13 protein-coding genes and 1 pseudogene are annotated in these 17,782 nt (G+C 60.0%); 5 read left to right on the top strand and 9 right to left on the bottom strand.

The window, feature by feature from the left end; all coding sequences use genetic code 11:
* Nucleotides 1-699 precede the first annotated feature (699 nt).
* From GJA_RS04315 to GJA_RS04300, 4 genes are all read left to right on the top strand, one after another.
* Nucleotides 700-2,589, top strand: coding sequence for an FAD/NAD(P)-binding protein (locus GJA_RS04315; protein WP_038489137.1), 1,890 nt, complete (start codon nucleotides 700-702; stop codon nucleotides 2,587-2,589).
* 2 nt (nucleotides 2,590-2,591) lie between these two features.
* The gene (locus GJA_RS04310) at nucleotides 2,592-3,413 is read left to right on the top strand and encodes an alpha/beta fold hydrolase (protein ID WP_051780270.1); all 822 of its coding nucleotides are present in this window, start codon (nucleotides 2,592-2,594) and stop codon (nucleotides 3,411-3,413) included.
* A gap of 15 nt (nucleotides 3,414-3,428) precedes the next feature.
* A complete protein-coding gene (locus tag GJA_RS04305; protein WP_038489135.1) occupies nucleotides 3,429-4,760 on the top strand; it encodes a hypothetical protein in 1,332 nt (443 codons plus the stop codon).
* 91 nt (nucleotides 4,761-4,851) lie between these two features.
* The gene (locus GJA_RS04300; protein WP_081905246.1) at nucleotides 4,852-6,336 is read left to right on the top strand and encodes an aminotransferase-like domain-containing protein; all 1,485 of its coding nucleotides are present in this window, start codon (nucleotides 4,852-4,854) and stop codon (nucleotides 6,334-6,336) included.
* Nucleotides 6,337-6,413: 77 nt separating this feature from the next.
* On the opposite strand, the gene purU is transcribed toward GJA_RS04300, so the two are convergent.
* From purU to GJA_RS04260, 8 genes and pseudogenes are all read right to left on the bottom strand, one after another.
* Entirely contained in the window at nucleotides 6,414-7,328 is a 915-nt protein-coding gene (gene purU / locus GJA_RS04295; RefSeq protein ID WP_081905245.1) for a formyltetrahydrofolate deformylase, read from the bottom strand.
* Nucleotides 7,329-7,378: 50 nt separating this feature from the next.
* Nucleotides 7,379-8,119, bottom strand: coding sequence for an HAD family hydrolase (locus GJA_RS04290; protein WP_038489133.1), 741 nt, complete (start codon nucleotides 8,117-8,119; stop codon nucleotides 7,379-7,381).
* On the bottom strand, nucleotides 8,110-9,213 hold the full coding sequence (locus tag GJA_RS04285) for an aminotransferase-like domain-containing protein (RefSeq protein ID WP_051780266.1): 1,104 nt from the start codon (nucleotides 9,211-9,213) through the stop codon (nucleotides 8,110-8,112). The genes GJA_RS04290 and GJA_RS04285 overlap by 10 nt, the downstream gene beginning before the upstream one ends.
* Before the next feature lie 158 nt (nucleotides 9,214-9,371).
* Nucleotides 9,372-10,976 (bottom strand): annotated as a pseudogene (gene ggt / locus GJA_RS04280) (gamma-glutamyltransferase); the annotation flags it as partial.
* Nucleotides 10,977-11,088: 112 nt separating this feature from the next.
* Nucleotides 11,089-12,864 (bottom strand): NAD(P)/FAD-dependent oxidoreductase, encoded by a 1,776-nt coding sequence (locus tag GJA_RS04275; RefSeq protein WP_061301675.1) that lies wholly within the window; start codon nucleotides 12,862-12,864, stop codon nucleotides 11,089-11,091.
* Between the two features lie 91 nt (nucleotides 12,865-12,955).
* Entirely contained in the window at nucleotides 12,956-13,303 is a 348-nt protein-coding gene (locus GJA_RS27705) for a hypothetical protein (protein ID WP_038489131.1), read from the bottom strand.
* Between the two features lie 132 nt (nucleotides 13,304-13,435).
* On the bottom strand, nucleotides 13,436-14,512 hold the full coding sequence (locus GJA_RS04265) for an NAD(P)H-dependent flavin oxidoreductase (protein ID WP_038489130.1): 1,077 nt from the start codon (nucleotides 14,510-14,512) through the stop codon (nucleotides 13,436-13,438).
* Between the two features lie 95 nt (nucleotides 14,513-14,607).
* Nucleotides 14,608-15,504 (bottom strand): LysR family transcriptional regulator, encoded by an 897-nt coding sequence (locus GJA_RS04260; RefSeq protein ID WP_051780263.1) that lies wholly within the window; start codon nucleotides 15,502-15,504, stop codon nucleotides 14,608-14,610.
* A gap of 570 nt (nucleotides 15,505-16,074) precedes the next feature.
* On the opposite strand from GJA_RS04260, the gene GJA_RS27700 reads away from it, so the two are divergent.
* Nucleotides 16,075-16,404 (top strand): hypothetical protein, encoded by a 330-nt coding sequence (locus GJA_RS27700; protein ID WP_061301674.1) that lies wholly within the window; start codon nucleotides 16,075-16,077, stop codon nucleotides 16,402-16,404.
* Between the two features lie 80 nt (nucleotides 16,405-16,484).
* Here the strand turns inward: GJA_RS27700 and GJA_RS04250 are convergent, their stop codons facing one another.
* Entirely contained in the window at nucleotides 16,485-16,883 is a 399-nt protein-coding gene (locus tag GJA_RS04250) for a ribonuclease domain-containing protein (protein WP_038489127.1), read from the bottom strand.
* Nucleotides 16,884-17,782 lie beyond the last annotated feature (899 nt).

The following is a 17,782-nucleotide window of genomic DNA, read 5'->3' as shown; positions in this document are numbered from 1 at the left end:
AGAGCGCCTGACAAAATATCCATGGCGGCGTTGCATTGCCTTGCCCCCAGCGTTTTATTCGGCGCTCTTAAGAACACCGGTTTCCATTTCCGTCCTCCGATATTGAAATAGCCCTTGATATAAACAGCGCTGCGCGGCCGCCGTCTTTTTTACGCGAGCAGACGGCGGCCAATCGAGGTCTATTGATCTTCACCAGCCGCCATGCCGTTAGCGCCGTTGCGCGCGACGGCCACCATTACCCGGCTGAACACCGCATTAGACCTCACCGCCACTCGCTTCTATCGACATCGACCAAGCCTGCCGAGGCCGCGCAAACAAACTGACAAACCTCACTAGCCGATGGCATAACAACCAGGTTGACGCCGGCCGTCGCCAGATCGAGTGAATAAGATTATCCCCGCCTACCCGCCGTCATGCCGCAGTGGACACCTCGGCCTTATTTACTTACTACCTGTTCCAAATAATGACATGTTATTGCTGCAATTTAAATGATATGCACATCAGATAATCTAACCATTTGAAATTGCACAAAGTATTTATTCATGTTCTTTATTTATGATGTTAAATATCTTATTTTTTCGTTATGCCTTTATTAAAGAATCCACCTATAATTTTTCCGAGTTATTCCTGCCCGGACTTTTATTCCGGAAACCGGGAATAACCATCATTGAAATAATTAACCAGATAGGGCAATTAATAATGCGAAGATTAAATATAGCGATCGTCGGCATGGGTCAGCGCGGCGTCAATGTGCTGGAGCGAATTGCGGCCATGCTGGCGCACCATCCAGTCGATGTACCGTTGACGATACACATCATCGATCCGGCGGTCAGCGGCCAGGGGATTCATGAGGCCACCCAGCCAGATCATTTGTTGGTCAACACCATCGCGGCCCAGGTTACCGTCTATTGCGACAAATCGGTGATAGGCGGAGGACCGCTGCTGCCTGGACTGAGTTTCCTCGAGTGGCTCACGCTGAAGGGTTACCGCATGGTCAACGGCAAGGCATGTATCGCAGACGTGGGCGAGCCGATCACCGAAAATGCGTATCTGTCACGCAGCCTGCTGGGTGTCTACCTGACATGGACCTACGACCGCATTCTCGAAACATTGCCGGATAACGTCACGATCCGTAACCATCGGCGCGAGGCTGTGGATGTGGCGCCCCAAGCCAATGGCCAGATCGATGTCGAGCTCGATGGCGGATACAAGTTCGTGGCGGATTTTGTCTTCCTGACCACCGGTCATGCCGGGTGTGGCCCGGATGACGTCGATCGACAATTTGCTGCCTGGACGGCGCAAGGACAAGCCGGCAACAGCCTCCTGTCCTATGTGAACAACCCCTATCCGATCACCAAATTAAGCGGCATCAGCCCGGATGCGACGGTCGCGATTTGCGGCACCGGCCTGACGGCGGCCGATATCGTGTCCGCACTGACGGTCGGCGTCGACGGGCGCTTCGAAGTGCTATCGGATCAGCGCCTGCAATACCATCCGTCGGGGCGCGAGCCGCGTATCTGGATGTATTCGCGGCAAGGATTGCCGGCCGGAGGCCGGGCGATCAACCAGAAAGGCACGTACGGTCAATACAAGGCGCGCTTTTTCACCTTGTCGTTCATCGACGAGTGCCGCCAGCTGGCGCTGCAGCAGCGCGGCAGTGAACAACTCGATTTCGACCGCGACTTATGGCCGGCGCTGAAAAAGGAAATGGCTTATGTGCTGCGCTGCACGGCGAGCGGAATCTGGTCCGAAGCCGATCAATTCGACATCAGCCCGGACGAGGAAGAAGCCGTCGCGCGTCTGGTCGCGCCCTTGCCGCCGCACAAGTTGAACAGTCCGGAAGCCTACCGCGAATTCATCCGGGAATTCTTGGTCGACGACATCAGCAACGCATTCGGCGGCAATGTCGGCAACCCGGAAAAGGCTGCCGCCGACATGTTGCGCGACGTGCGTGACAATATCCGCTATGCGGTCGATTATGCGGGCCTGACACCGGCATCGCACGCCCGCTTCCTGTCTTATTGGTGCTCGATCAGCAACCGGCTCGCCAGCGGCCCGCCGAAGGAGCGCAATATCGAATTGCTCGCGCTCATAGAGGCCGGCGTGGTCAATTTCTTTGCACCCGGCGCCGAGGTATCGTATGACGCCCAGCGCAAACAGTTCAAGCTGTCGTCGAGCCACTATGACGACGCCGCCGCCGAATACGCCGACGTGCTGATCAGGGCCAAAGTCGATGTGTTCAAACCGGAAACGAGCACCTCTCCATTGGTGCGCAACATGTTAGCCGCAGGCACAATCGTGCCTTACAAGAACGGTGACTTCCATCCGAGCGGCATCGCGATCGACAAGAACGTCAACGTCATCAACAGCGCCGGCGCCAGCATTCCCAACCTGTGGGGGCTTGGCTATATCGCCGAGGGCGCGGTGTTTTACACCTATGTGCTGCCGCGGCCGTTTGCCAATTCCCGCTCACTGTCGGATGCCGGCAAAGTCGTCATCTCGATGTTCGAACAGATCAAAAAACTGCGCGCCGCCAGCGCGGCCGTGTCCGACGCGGCAAATTCCAACCCCAATTACGAGGTAGCATAATCATGACGACACATCTGCAACGACGCCGTTTCCATACCAGTGCCATCGCCACCGCTTTGGCCGTAATGGCGGCCCCCCTGGCGCGCGCGGCGAACAGCCCCGCGCCAAAAGAAAAAACAAAAACATTCGTCCTGGTGCATGGCGCCTGGTATGGCGGATGGTGCTGGGCCAAGGTCGCAAACGAGCTGCGCAGCAAGGGCCACCAGGTGTCGGCGCCGACCTGCCCGGGAGTCGGCGAATTGAACTACATGTTATCGAAAGAAATTTCGCTGACGACCTGGATCGACGCTATCGTCAACCACATCCGCTATGAAAACCTGAGCAATGTCACGCTGGTGGCCAGTGGCTTTAGCGGCGCGGTGGTCAGCGGCGTGGCGGACCGGATACCCGCCGCCCTCAGCAAGCTGGTGTTCCTCGATGCCATGGTGCTACCGAACGGCTCCTCGGTCTTCGAGGCACAGCCGCAAGCGATCACCCAGCGGCGTCTGGCGCAAGCCGCCAAAGAAGGCGGCGGCATTGCCATTCCGCCGCCACCGGCCAGCTCCTACCACATCGCCGACCCGCAAACCCTGGCGTGGGTGGAGCAGCGGCTGACATCCCAGCCACTCGGCACCTATACGGAAAAACTGGTGCTGCGCAACCCGATTGGCAACGGCGTTGAAAAAATATACGTCAACTGCAATGCCGCTGTTTACCCGCCACTGGAAGAGGTCAAACAAGCCATCAGGAAGCAGCCCGATTGGCAGTGGGCCGAATTGCCGGCCCATCACGATCCGATGATTACCGAACCCGATTTGCTGGTCGAGTTTCTGCATACCGTTTGAGTGAAAGGACGCATCATGCTAATACTGAGCGAAAAACAGAAATATGTATCGGTCGCGTTCGCAGCGTCGTTCCTGGCGCTCGCTACGTTCTTTTCGACCCAACTGCCACAAGGGCTGCCGGCCGCGATACTGGTCGCGATGGGCGCCACCATCGTGCTGAACCTGAGTCCCGAGAGCCGAAAAAAACCGACCTTGTGGTATTCAACGGGCATTTTCCTGGTGTGCCTGCCGCTGCTCGGCGCGCAAGCCAACCTGATGCAAATGCTGGCCGCGATGAGCAGGTTTGCCCCCGTGATGGCGCTCTTGATCGGCATCGCGCTGTTCCGCCACAGCCTGGTACGATCGGGGCTGGCGGCAATGATCAGCCGGCCGTTGCTGGGGCACAAAGAAGGCCCGCGCAATTCCGCCAAGGTCGCGTTGGCCACGGCAGGGCTGAGCGTGGTCGGCAGTCTCGGCACGATTTCCATCATCTGCGCAGCGCTCGCAGGGAAAGTGCACAACCGCCTGGCGTTGTCGGGCATCACCGTGCGGGCGCTGTGCGCATCGATGTATATCCTGCCGACCACGGTCGCCTCGGCCGCCGTCGCGGCGGCCATTCCGCAACTCCAGGCCAACCGTATTGCACTGCTGGGTGCGCCGCTCACCGTGCTGATGTTGCTGGGGGCGATGCTGCCGCAGATACAGCTCGACACCAGCGCCGGCAACGGCGCCAGCAGCAGCACCACGTTGCGCCAGCCATTGGCGCTGGTCACGGTGGTCGCCCTGTGCGGGCTGCTGACGCTGAACTGGACCGGCCATGTCACGCTTTCCATCGCAGTGGCGATGATAGCCGGCTATTTGGCGGAGAGCCTGCTGTTCACCCGCAAACCCGGCCTGCCAAGCCGGCAGAGCGAGGTGGCGCGTAGCGTCGACGGCATCACGCCGGAGATCTTGCTGCTGGCCGCCTCGGGCTTGCTGATCTTTACGGTGCAAACCCTGGATCTTCACTCCCACCTCGGTGCGGCGCTGATGCTCGCGATGACCGATCGGACCACCGTGCTCTTCTTGTTATTGGGTGTCTTTCCTCTCATCACGATCGCCGGCCTCCATCCGCTGGTGCTCTTCGGGCTCTTCTTTCCGCTGATGAATCCGCCCATGTTCCACGACACGACGATCCAATACCTGGCCTGGACTTCGACCTTTGTGATGTCCAACCTGTTATCGCCTGTCTCGACCTGCGCCATGCTCGCGGCCACCAGCTTGCAAAAAACCACAAGGCAAACCAGCTATATATCCAACGGCCGTTATTGCATCGTGTTTGCCGTGCTCACGGCGGTCTATCTGACGCTGCTGTCGATGGAGACGTAATGGCCGGACCCTGCCATACCCGGCGCTGGCGCGGCCATCCGGATCACCCGGCCGCGCGCGCCCTATCCATCAGTTCAAAGGAATACGAAGTATGATTACCATAGATAGATGTTCCGCATTACCGTTGACTGATCAGATTGTTGAACAATTTAGTACGTTTGTTCAACAAGGCGTGCTGGGTGCCGGGATGCGCTTGCCGTCGATCAGGCGTTTCGCGCAAAACGTCGGCGTCAGCACTTATACGGCAGTGATCGCTTATGATCGCCTGGTCGCATTGGGCCTGGTCGTCAGCCAGGCCTCCAGCGGCTTTTTCGTCGCCCGGAGCCAGCCAAGGGCGCCTGCCGCCAGGCGCGACGACGATAATACCGGCGCAAGCGGGGAGCTCGATGCGATCTGGCTCACGCGCAGTGCCGCCGAGATCGACGAAGACTGGGTCGCGGCCGGCAGCGGCGCATTACCGCGCAGTTGGCTCGCCGACGTCAACAGCCACAGTCTGGTGCCGAGAATATGGCGCAGCTTCGGCGACCGGCATTCAAACGTTCCGGCCCAAGGGCTGTCGTCGCTGCGCGCAGCCTTGGCGGCATACCTGGGCAAGGAAAACATCTTTGTGGATCCGGCGCATATCGTCACCACTGCCGGCGCCACCCAGGCGCTGGACCTGATTTGCCGCGCCGTGCTGACACGGGGCGATTGTGTCGTCGTCGAAAATCCCACCTATCCGATGCTGCTGAGCCGTTTGCGCCAGGAAGGCGTCAAGATCATTCCGATCCCGCGCGGTCCCGACGGGATCGACGTGGCGATGCTGGAACGGGTCTGCGCGCATACCGTGCCCAAGCTCGTCTTCACCCAGTCGGCGTTGCACAATCCGACTGGCTTCACCAGCAGCCTGAGCAACAACCACCGCCTGCTCAGCCTGGCAGAGCGCTTTCAATTTACGATCGCCGAAGACGACACTTACGGCGATTTGGCGCAGGGCACGCCATCCAGGCTGGCGCAATTGGCGGGGCTGCACCATGTGATTTATTATCGCTCGTTCAGCAAGGCCATGGGCACGGCGGTACGCGTCGGCTTCGTCGCCGCGGCCCCGGGCATGACTGAACGCTTGCTGGAAGCAAAAATTCACAGCGTATCAAACTGTTCCCGGATCGACGAATCCATCGTGCTGGAATTACTGCAGGGCGGGCGCTATCGCAAACATACCGAGCGACTGGCGCAGCGGCTCGGGCTGGCCCGTGTCGCTGCAATCAAGGCATTGGACGGGCTCGGGCTGCACGTTGACCCGCAGGCGGATGGTTTGTTTCTCTGGACCGAACTGGCCCCTGGCGTCGCCATCGCGCCGTTGGTCCGCGCGGCCTACAGGGAAAAAATCCTTCTTGCTCCAGGCAATATTTTTTCGGCGGCGGAATGCGATGCGGGCAAGGACAACTATGCCTCCTACCTGCGCCTGAATGTGGCGGCAGCAAGAAATATCCGTCTGTCCGATTTTCTGCGCGCACAGTGCCCAACGTCACCTGCGCGGCAACGCCACGGCGCGCCCGACGCCATGGCCATGCATTTACACGTCGCGCAGAATTGACACGTCAAAGCGCTTCGCTCCCTCGGCTCCGCTGCGCCGTCCATCATCGCGCAGCGGAGCCCTGGCCGCTTCAGGCATCAGTTGAAGATCACCGTTTTGCGGCCATCCAGGATGACCCTGAATTCCGCGATCCATTTGATGGCGCGGGCGAGCACGATGCATTCCGTATCGGTACCCAAGGCGCTGAGCTGTTCGGGAGCATGGGTATGATCGACCCGGATCACCTCTTGCTCGATGATCGGTCCTTCATCCAGGTCCTCGGTCACGAAATGCGCGGTGGCGCCGATCAACTTGACGCCGCGTTCATACGCCTGCCCATAGGGTTTCGCGCCCTTGAAACTGGGCAAAAAGGAGTGATGAATATTCACCACCCGCCCGCTGAGCAGACGACATAATCCGGGCGACAGCACTTGCATATACCTGGCAAGCACAACCAGGTCAATCGCCGCGTTATTCAGGAACGCAATCAGCCGCTCTTCATGGCCGGCCGTAGCGCCCGAGACTGGCGCTTGCACGGGAAAGTGGAAAAACGGAATCTGATAACTGGCGGCCAGGTCAGCGCAGTCGGTATGGTTGGAGACCACGGCGCAGATCTCGACCGCCAGCAAGCCGTGCTTGGCACGAAACAGCAAGTCGTTCAGGCAATGGCCGAACTTCGACACCATCACCACTACCCGGATCGGGCGCAGCGCATCGTGCATGGTCCATTCCATGTGAAAGCGCGCGGCGAAGGTGCCGAAGCGTGCCGACACATCGGCCGGATCGCCGCTGCTGAAGCGAATCCGCATGAACAGCCGCTGCGCCCGCGCATCGCTGTGCTGCGCCGCATCGCTGATATGGCAGCCCTGTTCCGTCAGGAAGCAGGAGACCTGGTGCGCCATGCCGCGTCCGTTGGGACAGTTCAAGAGCAACACATGCTCGGTTGTGCTCTCGCCGCGGTCGTCGCGGCGCAGCGCCGGGTCCCAGCATATCGCTTCGCTTTCGTTTCCCATAGGTATATCCTCAAAGTGTTTGTCTGTTGAAGTGAAGTAAAAAGATGCAGTCATGAAACCGTGGCTGCGCCAGCGGCATGATCCTGCAAGATGCGCCGGGCTACACTGAGAAGGCAGGCCCGCGGTGCTCCGTCGACCATCTCGCGATTGACCAGGAAGGCTTGCCAGCCGGCGCTGGCGGCAGCCCGGACATCGGTGTCGGGCTGGTCGCCGATGTAGATGCAGCGGCCGCCAGTGCCGCCCGACAGGCGCGCGGCTTCGGCAAAGATGCGCGAATCCGGTTTGCTGATGCCGAGATCGCTGGACACCACCACATGGCGGAATAACGAGGCGATGCCAAGCACCTGCAATTTCTTGCGTTGTTGCGTCGCATCGCCATTCGAAATGATGCCAAGTGGAAACTCTCGCAGCAGCTGCAGTGCGGCCGGCACCTCCGGAAATAATTGCCAGCTCTGTTCGTAATACGCGAGGTAGCGCCCGAACAGATGGTCGAGCACGGACACGCTGACCGTCTGGTCGAACCCGAACGCCAGCATGATGCGTAGCCGACGTTGTTGCAGCAACGTCAGTTCACCGTCCAGGTAACGCTGAAAATAGCGTTCCGCATGATCGGCCCACTGGCGGACAAACGCGGCCTTGTCTTGCGCCAGCCGCGCCGCGTAGGCGTCATGGAACGCGATTGCCGCCGCAGTCTCGGCCCCCCTGTAATCGAACAGGGTATTGTCGATGTCGAAGAACAGCGTTGGCAACGGCGCCGCGCCGGCCACCCCGGGCCGCGCCGCTACGCCCATGACGGCTGCCGCGCCTGCGTCGCGGCGACCATGCTGGCAAGGCGGCGGACGCCCTCCTCGATGACGTCCGGCGGCAAGGCACAGAACGGCAGCCGGATGAAACGGTGAGACGGGGCATGCACGAAAAACGCGTTGCCGGATGAAAGAATCACGCCAGCGTCGCGCGCCAGGCCGAGCAGCTCCGCCTCGTCCATCCCCGCATCCAGCGTGATCGCGGCAAAGAAGCCCCCTTCGGGCCGCCCGACGAGGCGGCCCGGCAAATGGCGGTCGAGCGCCTCCAGCAGTGCTGCAAGACGCGGCGCATACAGGCCGCGCAGCTTCGTCAGTTGAGCATCGAGCAGCCCGCCATTGCACCACTCGGCGATGACCCCCTGGGAAAAATAGCCAGGCGTGATGTAATAACTCTCGGCCACGCGGCTGACTGCGTCGATGATAGCCGGATTGCCCAGCATGAAACCGACGCGCAGTCCGGGACTGATTAATTTGGTAAATGAGCTCAGGTGTACCGTACGATCGGGCGCCAGGCTGACCATGGTCGGAATGTCGCGGCCGGTATAACGTAAAAAACCATACGGGCCATCTTCGACGATCAGAAAATCGTGCTGCGCCGACCAGTCGGCGATTTGCTGCCGCGCCGCCAGCGGCGTGCACATGCCCGTGGGATTCTGGAAATCGGGAATCAGATAAACCAGTTTCGGCGTGTGGCGGCGCAACGCCGCCTCGAACATGGCGAGATCGATGCCGTCGACGCCGACATCGATGCCGACAATCTCGACGCCATGCTTCTGCAGTATGGTGAGGGCGCGGTCGTAGGTCGGGCTTTCGACAAAGACCACGTCGCCGGGGCGCAGGCAGGCTTCGCACAAAAAGCCGAACAGTTCGAGAGAGCCGTTGCCGACCATGACTTCCGGTACCTGCCGGCCGAACCAGCGGGCGATGAATTCCCGCAGCGGAAGAAAACCCGTGGCAGGACCGTACTGAAGCAATTGATCGCCATATTTGGACAACGCGCGGTCCGCCATGACTTTCATGTCATCGACCGGAAACGAGGCCGGATCGGGCACGCCGCGCGAAAAATTAATAGTCTGGTGCATATTTTCTCATTCACAATATCGAAGGAAATAGTGACTGTGCGGCAGCGCCTCCCGCATGAACTGGCGCTGCCGTGCCAGCCCGTCTACATCAAAAAAACGGCCAACGGCTCGCGGTCCTGCAGCTCCGGCGCCGCACGGCTTGCGGCATCGCAGGTGAAGGCGACGCCGCGCGCGCGCGGGTCGGCAGCCGCCTCCACCCGTTGGCCATCGATCCGGATCACCTGGATATCGCCGTTGGTGAAGCGCGATGCCAGCCGGTATCCACGGGCTTCGAGTTGATCCGCAAGCACCCCGGCGATCGGCCAATACGGCTCCCAGTAAATGGTATTTTCCGGATGCAACTGATGGTGAGCGCGCATCGCCGCCACTGCCTGCGCCAGCGGCATCTTGAAATCGAACAAGTTGTTCATCACCTGGAAAATCGACGTGAAGATGCGCGATCCCCCGGGCGTACCGATCACGAGACAGACCCGCCCGTCCTTGACCAGCAGCGTCGGCGCCATCGACGACACCATCCGCTTGCCAGGCGCGATCGCATTCGCGACGGCCCCCATCAGACCGAAACGGTTCGGCACGCCGGCCTTGCTGGAAAAGTCATCCATGCCGTTATTGAGCAGGAAGCCGCCGCCTTCGACCACCACGCCACTGCCGAATTTGGAGTTCAGCGTGAACGTGTTGGACACCGCGTTGCCCCAGCTGTCCACGATCGAGAAGTGCGTCGTTTCATCGCTTTCCCCCAGCCCGGCCGCAACGCTGGCCATCGCAGACGGCCGGTGCGGATCGACTTCCGCTGCGCGGCGGGCCAGATAATCCGCGTCCAGCAAGCGCTCCACCGGTACCGCCGCGAAGTCCGGGTCGCCGACATATTCGGCGCGATCGGCGAACACGCGCTTGGAGATTTCCGCGATCAGATGCAAGTACTGGGCGGAGTTATGGGCGACGCCTTCAAACTCGGAGGCAAGCGCCTCTTTCATCATCAGGTGCTGCACCAGGCCAATCCCGCCCGAGCTCGGCGGCGGCGCTGTCACCACCTGCTTATCGCGCCATGCGGCAACCAACGGCGCGCGCCATACGGCGCGGTAGCCGGCCAGATCCTGTTTCGTCATGGCCCCGCCGTTGCGGCCCATCTGCGCCAGCAACAGTTCGGCGCTGGTGCCGTGGTAAAAATCCTGCGGGCCGTCGCAAGCGATACGCCTGAGCGTCGCTCCCAATTCAGGCTGGCAAAACGGTGCGTCCACCGAAAGTTCGCCAAAATATTTGGTGAAGTTGGTTGTTTCCGCGAAGTCATCCAGCATCACGTCGCGCCGCTCGACCAGTTGGGCATGTACAGCAAAACCCTGCTCGGCGTAACGTATCGCCGGTTCCAGCAGGCATTCCCACTCCAGGCTGCCAAAACGCTGGTGCGCCGTCCACAAGCCCATCACCGTCCCCGGGATGCCGACCGCCATGGCGCCGACGACACTCATGCCGGGCCGTACTGCGCCGTCGGCGTCTTGAAACATCGATGGCGACGCGACCGCCGGCGCGGTGTCGCGATAGTCGAGAAAATACGGCTTTCCGTCGAACCATACCGTCATGAAGCCGCTCCCGCCGATATTGCCGGCCTCGGGATACGTGACTGCCAGTACGAAGGCCGCGGCAATGGCGGCATCGACCGCGTTGCCCCCCAGGGCAAGCATGGCGCGGGCGGCGTCGGCACTATAAACATCGGGCGCGGCAATTGCGCCGCGCGGCATAACCGGGGTGTCAAGACTCTGGTTCACAAGACGTTCTCTTTCAAAAAATAGTTGACAAGGACGGTCGACCGTGGCGGCCGGCGGCAAGCGCACGGCCGCCTTCCACGGTCATTGCTTCATGCACAAGGTAGCCTGCCTGTCATCCCGCCAGCGCGGGTTCGGCATCGCGCCGGCGGCTCGGCGCGCCGTGGCCGATGGCCGACAAAAAGGTCTCGGCCCGCTGCGGATGGTAGGCCGCATGCATCGGATGGTGACGGCCATCGAGCGCAGCGACCACTGCCTGTGCGATGGATGGCGACTGCGCGAATCCACCGGTGTTATGGCCGCCGGTGGTGATGCAACGGCCGCCGCCGGATGTCGGCATCTGATCGAACAGGCCGAGGCCGGTCGATGTCCATGGCCGGACACAATATTTGAAGCTGCTTTCCAGCGTTCCGAGCGCGATGGCCGCCTCGTACGACGCCGGAAAATAGGTGCGCGCCGTATCCACCAGGCCCTGATAGATCTGGTGCAGCTGCGCTTCGTCGATATTGCGCGGATCGATACCCGTATGGCCATAGCCTGAACCGATCACCAGCAGGTCGCTGCCGTCTTCCGCGGTGACGAGCGTCACATTGGAATCCTCGGTGATGTGGCCTTTGCGCGCCAGTTTCAGCGACTGGCGCAATTGCGGTCCCGTATGCGGCAGGCGCAGCCAGGCTCCCAGGACGCCATGGATTTTCCCCTGCGAACGGGTACCCGCCAAAATGGCGTCCCCATAAGCGCCTGGCGAAAGGACATAGTGCTGCGCTTCGACCACCATGGTCGAGGTACGGATGCCCTTGACCCGGCGCTGCTGATCGAACAGCAGACTCTGGCCGCGCTGGTGCCATGCGAAGCTGGCGCCGCGCTGTTCCAGGCGGTCCAGCAGCGCATGCATGAACTTATGGATATTGACCGTGAAGCCGACCGCCGAGATGGCGCCGGCCAGGTGGCCGCCGGCGACGGCGTCTGCCAGGCCAGGATGCTCAGCGGCGATTTCCGCCGGCGTCAGCATTTTTTTGGCGGCGCCGATACCAATCTGGCGCCGTACCGCCGCGCGGTAATGCAGCGGATCGGAATACAGCCGCAGGATATCTTCGCGCAGCACGCTGGCGGCAAACAAGGCCGGATCGTCGGCTTTCCATTGCTCCCACATCGGCAGGCTTTCACGGTTGAAGCCGAATATGTCCTCGTTGTAGCGGTTGGCCAACCAGATCGGGATGCTCTCGAATTCTTCGATCCATTTCTTTTCGGCCGGCGCCAGCGTACCGTTCCAATGTACGTTCCAGCCCAGGTCGGCGACGCTGCGCTTGAAAAGCGTATTCATCTCGGGCGAGGCTTGCTTGTCGTTGTAATTGTCCATTTCCGACAATGTAAACATCCTCGCGTCGTCGCCGCCGCGGCTGCAGCCGTACGCGGTCCACGGCTGCGCAGCACGCGGATCCGGTCCGCCGTCGATCAGGCTGACCGCATAGCCGGCATCGAGCAAGGCATGCGCAGTGATCAAGTTGACGATACCGGCGCCCAGCAGCACCACCTGTTCGCCTGATGGCTTGCGCGTACCGGCGTTCTCCGTCAGCGGCGGCGCGATGCGCAGGGTCGACGCGCGCTCCAGCACGGCGAAAGCCGCGGTGAACGCCTCGCTTTCGGATAGTCCCGATACGGAAAATGCCTTCGACTGATCCGCTGCTGCAACGGCTGGTTTCGCCTCATTCTTGGTCTGCTGGCGCACCGCGTCGCGCCCGACATGGACAGCCACGCTGTAGCACTGCGTCGCTCTGGCCGCCGCCCAGGCATGCAGCAAGTCGGGCGCGATCGGTTTGCGGCTAACGATGGCGTCAATGTCACTACCGATCAAGGTGGCCAGTAAAATTTCGCTGCTTTTGTTGGTCAAGTCCGGTCGATAAAGCACATTTGCGGACAGCAATTGTTCCAATAAGGTGCGCTGTAGAGTATCAAGCAAGAGAATTCGCATGTCAGCCCTTTCACAAGCTAATGATTTTTTGGTGGGTATACGGTCGGGCAGCAATCGGGATGGCGGCGCCCGCATGGACGGTCGCTGCATTCAGCGCTGGCATCCGTAATTTATTCCAAAGGATGGCCTTGATCCCTACACAGAATGTATATTTAATAACTTTGCTGTATTGGTACGCCAGCCGTACAGTGGCCTGTACGGTCTTGCCAGGCAGGCTGCCAGCGGCCGGGCCGAGCGAGCGGCACGGCGGAACGCGACGCCGGGCGCCATCAAGGGCTCCGACGCGGCCGGGTTCGTCAAGGAACTGGGTGGCCTCGGGGCGGATGCCGCAGGCGGCCCGGAACAGAGACAGCGCCATCGATGGGCGCGCCACGCGTCACGCCGGCCAAGCGGCGAGCATCAGAAAAGGCAAACTGGTCGAGCGGATCTTCGGCTGCTGCGCACCCATCGGCGGGATATGCCGCATGCCCCAATACCGATGCGCTATGCGCTATGCATCACGCAGATCGGCAAAGATGGCGCGCAGTTCCTCCACCAGCAGGTCGACCAGCTGTGCGGCTGGCATTGGCCGCGCCATTGCCACTCCCTGCCCCGCCCACAAGGACATGAATTCCGGACGGGACTGCCTCGCAGCCTCCTGGCGAATTTCTTGCGTGAGCACGTTTTGTACGGGGTAAACGGGGAGTTGTTGTTCGAAGGGGCGCATCTTTTCCATAAACTCATTCACGATCCCCCGTGCGTAGCGGCCGGAAAACACGCGCGTCAGGCGGGTACTGTCGTCGCGCGCCAGCGCCAGCTGCCGCCGCCATGCGGGGGCTATCCCGGATTCATCACACGCAAGGAAGGCTGTGCCGAGCTGCGCAGCATGGGCGCCCAGCATCAAGGACGCGGCGATTCCACGGCCGTTCATGATGCCACCGGCCGCAATGACAGGCAGGCGAACGGCGGCCGCGACCTGGGGAATCAGCGCCATCAGGCCGATACACGATTGTTCCGTATCGGCCAGGAAGGTGGCCCGATGGCCGCCGGCTTCCGCCCCGGATGCACAAATGAAATCGGCGCCGGCGCTTTCCCACGCCTGCGCTTCCGCCACCGTGGTCGCCGTGCCGATCACCAGGCTGCCGGCACGCTGGAACTGCCGGACAGTGGCGCTATCGACGACACCGAACGTAAAGCTGACCACCGGGGGCGCCGCCTCCAGCAGCGCGGCCAGTTGATCGCGGAAATTCTCGCTAAATTTTTGCGGCACGGAAGCAGCGCCCAGCTCCAGTGTGCTCCGAAACGGCGCCAGTAAGCTTTGCGCCGCAGCCAGGTCGTACGGCTGCGGCTCCGGCGTTTCCAGGACAAACAAGTTGACATTAAACGGGCGTGTCGTCAACCTGCGAAGCTTGGCTGCACTGTCGATAATTGCCTGCGGCGACAGCAACGCCGCGGCAAACGAGCCGAGTGCGCCGGCATTGCTCACGGCCGCGGCGAGCGCGCAGGGGGAGCCGCCATTCATCGGCCCCTGTATGATCGGATGGTCGATGCCGGTCGTGGTTGCGAATGAGGTAACAGGAAACTTCATCAAAACTCCTTGGCGCCTTTCGGCATAAAAAACGTATCGGGACTGGGGCCGGCATCGGGTCGAGCGCGTCGCCTGGCGCCGGCGCGCGCCGCGATTTACATGGGCATGGGCAGCTGCTGCGCGCGAAGCGGCTGCTCCAGAAAGCACACAACGAAGGCGTTGAGCGAAATATGGTGTTTGGTATCGTTGCGCCAGACCAGGCTGGTCTGCACCTTCGCGAGATCCTCGGGCAGCGGATGAAGTTTGATTGTTTGCAGCAGCTCTCGCCGCGCGAGCAGTTCCTTGGGCATCAGCGCGACCCCCATGCCGGCAGCAACACAAGCCACGATCGCCTCGAACGTGCCGAATTCGATGATCTTCCTGGGCGCGATCGCGGCCCGTGCAAACCATCGCTCCAGGCGCTCCCGATAGACGCAACCGGCGCGAAAGCTCAGGATCGTGCGGTTGCGTATGTCAGCCGGACTGGTCACTTCCGGGTGGGCGATATCTGTCAGCAAAGTGAGCTCCTCGTCAATCACCTTGTGACTTTGCAACGCATCCGACACGATAGGCCCTGCAACCAGTGCGACATCGATTGAACGCGCCAGCAACTGCTGCAGCACCGCCGCCGTTGTGCCGGTTTCCAGCTCAAGATGGACGTCGGGAAAGCGCGAATGAAAACTTGCGAGCGCTACCGGCAAGCGCAGCGCGGCGGCCGTTTCCATCGAACCGATACGTAAAGTTCCTGCTGGTTTACCCTCGCCTCTTACCGCCGATTTTGCTTCATCGGCAAGTTGCAATAATTGCTCCGCATAAGCCAAAAGCTTGATCCCACCCTCCGTTATCACCAGCTTGCGGCCTACCCGCTCAAACAGCGGCACGCCCAGTTGTTCTTCGAGCTGCATCAGCCGCGTCGAGACGTTGGACTGGACGTAATTCAAGCATTCTGCCGCTCTTGCCACCCCACCTTCCGTAACGACCGCTTTAAATATTCTCAACGCCTGTAAATTCATCAGATTCCTATCCAAGAAGTGACAACACGAAAAATTTATAAGATGACAAAATGTAACAATAGACAATCTACCATTAATTATTTAAACTTCAAACAAAATAGTTTCATTTTTTATAATTTGATCTGGTGCTTTCATTTTTCGGATCATATTAAAAAGTCATGACTATTCAGCCGCTGTCGCAGCAATAAAAAGGTTGTAGGTTCATCAGGCTGGCATGGCCAAAAAACAGCGCTTCCCACCCCGGCCGTCTTCTCGCACGAGGATAAGGACACGCTCATCCCGAGCTTGTTCATGCGCCTGCATGCGCTGGAGTCGTGGGTCGGCAAAACTAGCCAGAACTCGGGCCAGCCGGCAGGCGACCGCGTTTGACGTCATTGAATACCGGACGCTGGCTGCGGCCAGCGCCACGTGAGCAGCTTTCTCGACGCAGTGACCGGACTCATACAGTACGGCCCCCACGGGTGGGCCCTCGCGTGTATTTGCCACAAGGCCAAATGTTGTCGTACGCGGACGACACCGGTCCTGAACGCCGGCGAGTCGGGTCTGACCGTGGAGAGCAAACGACACTGCTTGCACATCGTCGCCAGCGGCACGCCGACGTGGTACGGTCTGCATGCCAGGCGGGGCATGAAGGCGATCGGGGCGCATGGCATCTTGAGCAAGCGCCTCGGCATGCTGGCGCATGACTGCCGGGCGCCGTGCAGGCGTCTTGAAGATGCCGTCGATGCCTCATGCAATGTCCGTTTGTTGCGCGAACTGGTCTACGTGAAAGAAATCACCGGCCAGCAATCGCCCGAGTCGACGATCAAGTTGCTGCTCGGCGCCAACAGCGATGCTGCGGATGCGATGACGTTCACTACCCGGTTTTATGCGGTGGCAGGACGGATCCAGCCAGCTTGAGGGAGGCGCAATGCCATTCTAAAAAACGCTGCCTGCCGATCGACATCGCGACAGCGCGATTGCCCTCCCCCCGACCCGGACTAGTTCTTCAGGCTGCAGAACGAAGCATAGTGGTCCTGCGTATAGTAGCGTTGCACTAACTTGCGTTTACCCGAAGTCTGCACAAGCAATACCGCACGATGCGAGCCGGCCCCGCCATCCCCGCCTATGCCCAGATAGTATTCATAATAAACCTCGTTCTTGCCGGCGGCGGGAAGCCGGCCTTCATTGTTATTGAAGACGGTATTGCCCGGACCACCCGCCACCGCCTTCGTCTTCGCGTTGCGATACGCGTCATATTCGCTATCCTGCGGCGTCGGCAGGGTCTTGCTCGGCTCGCGTTTACCGCAATCAGGAATTTTCGCAGCGTAGGAATAAGAAGAAAATAGAGCGCTTACCGCAATCAGGCACAGCGACAATGTTGCGCGTTTAGCTTTCATAGATAACCTCTCGTTGGTGGTGCATGCAATGGCATGGTTATTGCGTTTCGTCCTGCGTTCGGGCGAGCCGTCTACCTGGACACGCCGGTAGTTTTTTAATGCGACAGAACGTCGTTTACTATGTCTTCTTCAAGACAAATACCCCTTTGGTCGTGACTTGGAACACTCACGACCATACTTAATATAGTTGATTTTTTGAAAATTTTACTCTCCAATTGTCACCCGGTGGAAATGGCTTTATTGGGATTCCAGTGCGCTTGGATGCCAGGTTGCCGGCGCTGAAACCCCGTTTAGCCATGACGCCGAATGTCGATGGCTCCAAGGCTGCGCCAGTACGGCATCCGTTTTGGCATCTGAACAGGTGGTTGTCACCCGGCTGCACGATTTCAAGGGGAGCGAGCGCCGAACCCGGCAAAGTTAAGGCGCCGGGGCCGTCTCTGCCATTCGGGCGCCATCTCAACTGTCAGCACCAGCCGACCGAGGATGCGACAACACAAACAAAAAAGCCCCGGCGATTTCTCGCAAGGGCTGTTGTCACATCAAGAATTCTGGTGGGCCTCCCGTGAGTCGAACACGGCACCAACGGATTATGAGTCCCTACTGATGCACAACCATATCCAACTTTGCGTTACTTTACAATAGCTTAGCGTGCATCGTTTCACTTTACCATAGCGTTACACAACTATGCGGTTGAACCTTCGTTGAACCAGACTACTGTAGAAGAACAAACTCAACGCAACGTAACCAACGCGGGATCGTCAATAACGCAAAACATCTTTCCAAAACGAGAAATCTGAAGGGTACCCAAAACCAAAATATCGATACCAGCAAGATCTTCCACATCATCTAGGCGGAAACGGTTCATAACTGCATCGATATGGTCGGCAGGCAAACAAAAT

Source organism: Janthinobacterium agaricidamnosum NBRC 102515 = DSM 9628 (assembly GCF_000723165.1).
In the GTDB taxonomy this organism is placed as follows: Bacteria; Pseudomonadota; Gammaproteobacteria; order Burkholderiales; family Burkholderiaceae_D; genus Janthinobacterium; species Janthinobacterium agaricidamnosum.
The sequence above is the reverse complement of the archived record's forward strand: the minus strand, read 5'-3'. Positions and strand labels throughout refer to the sequence as shown.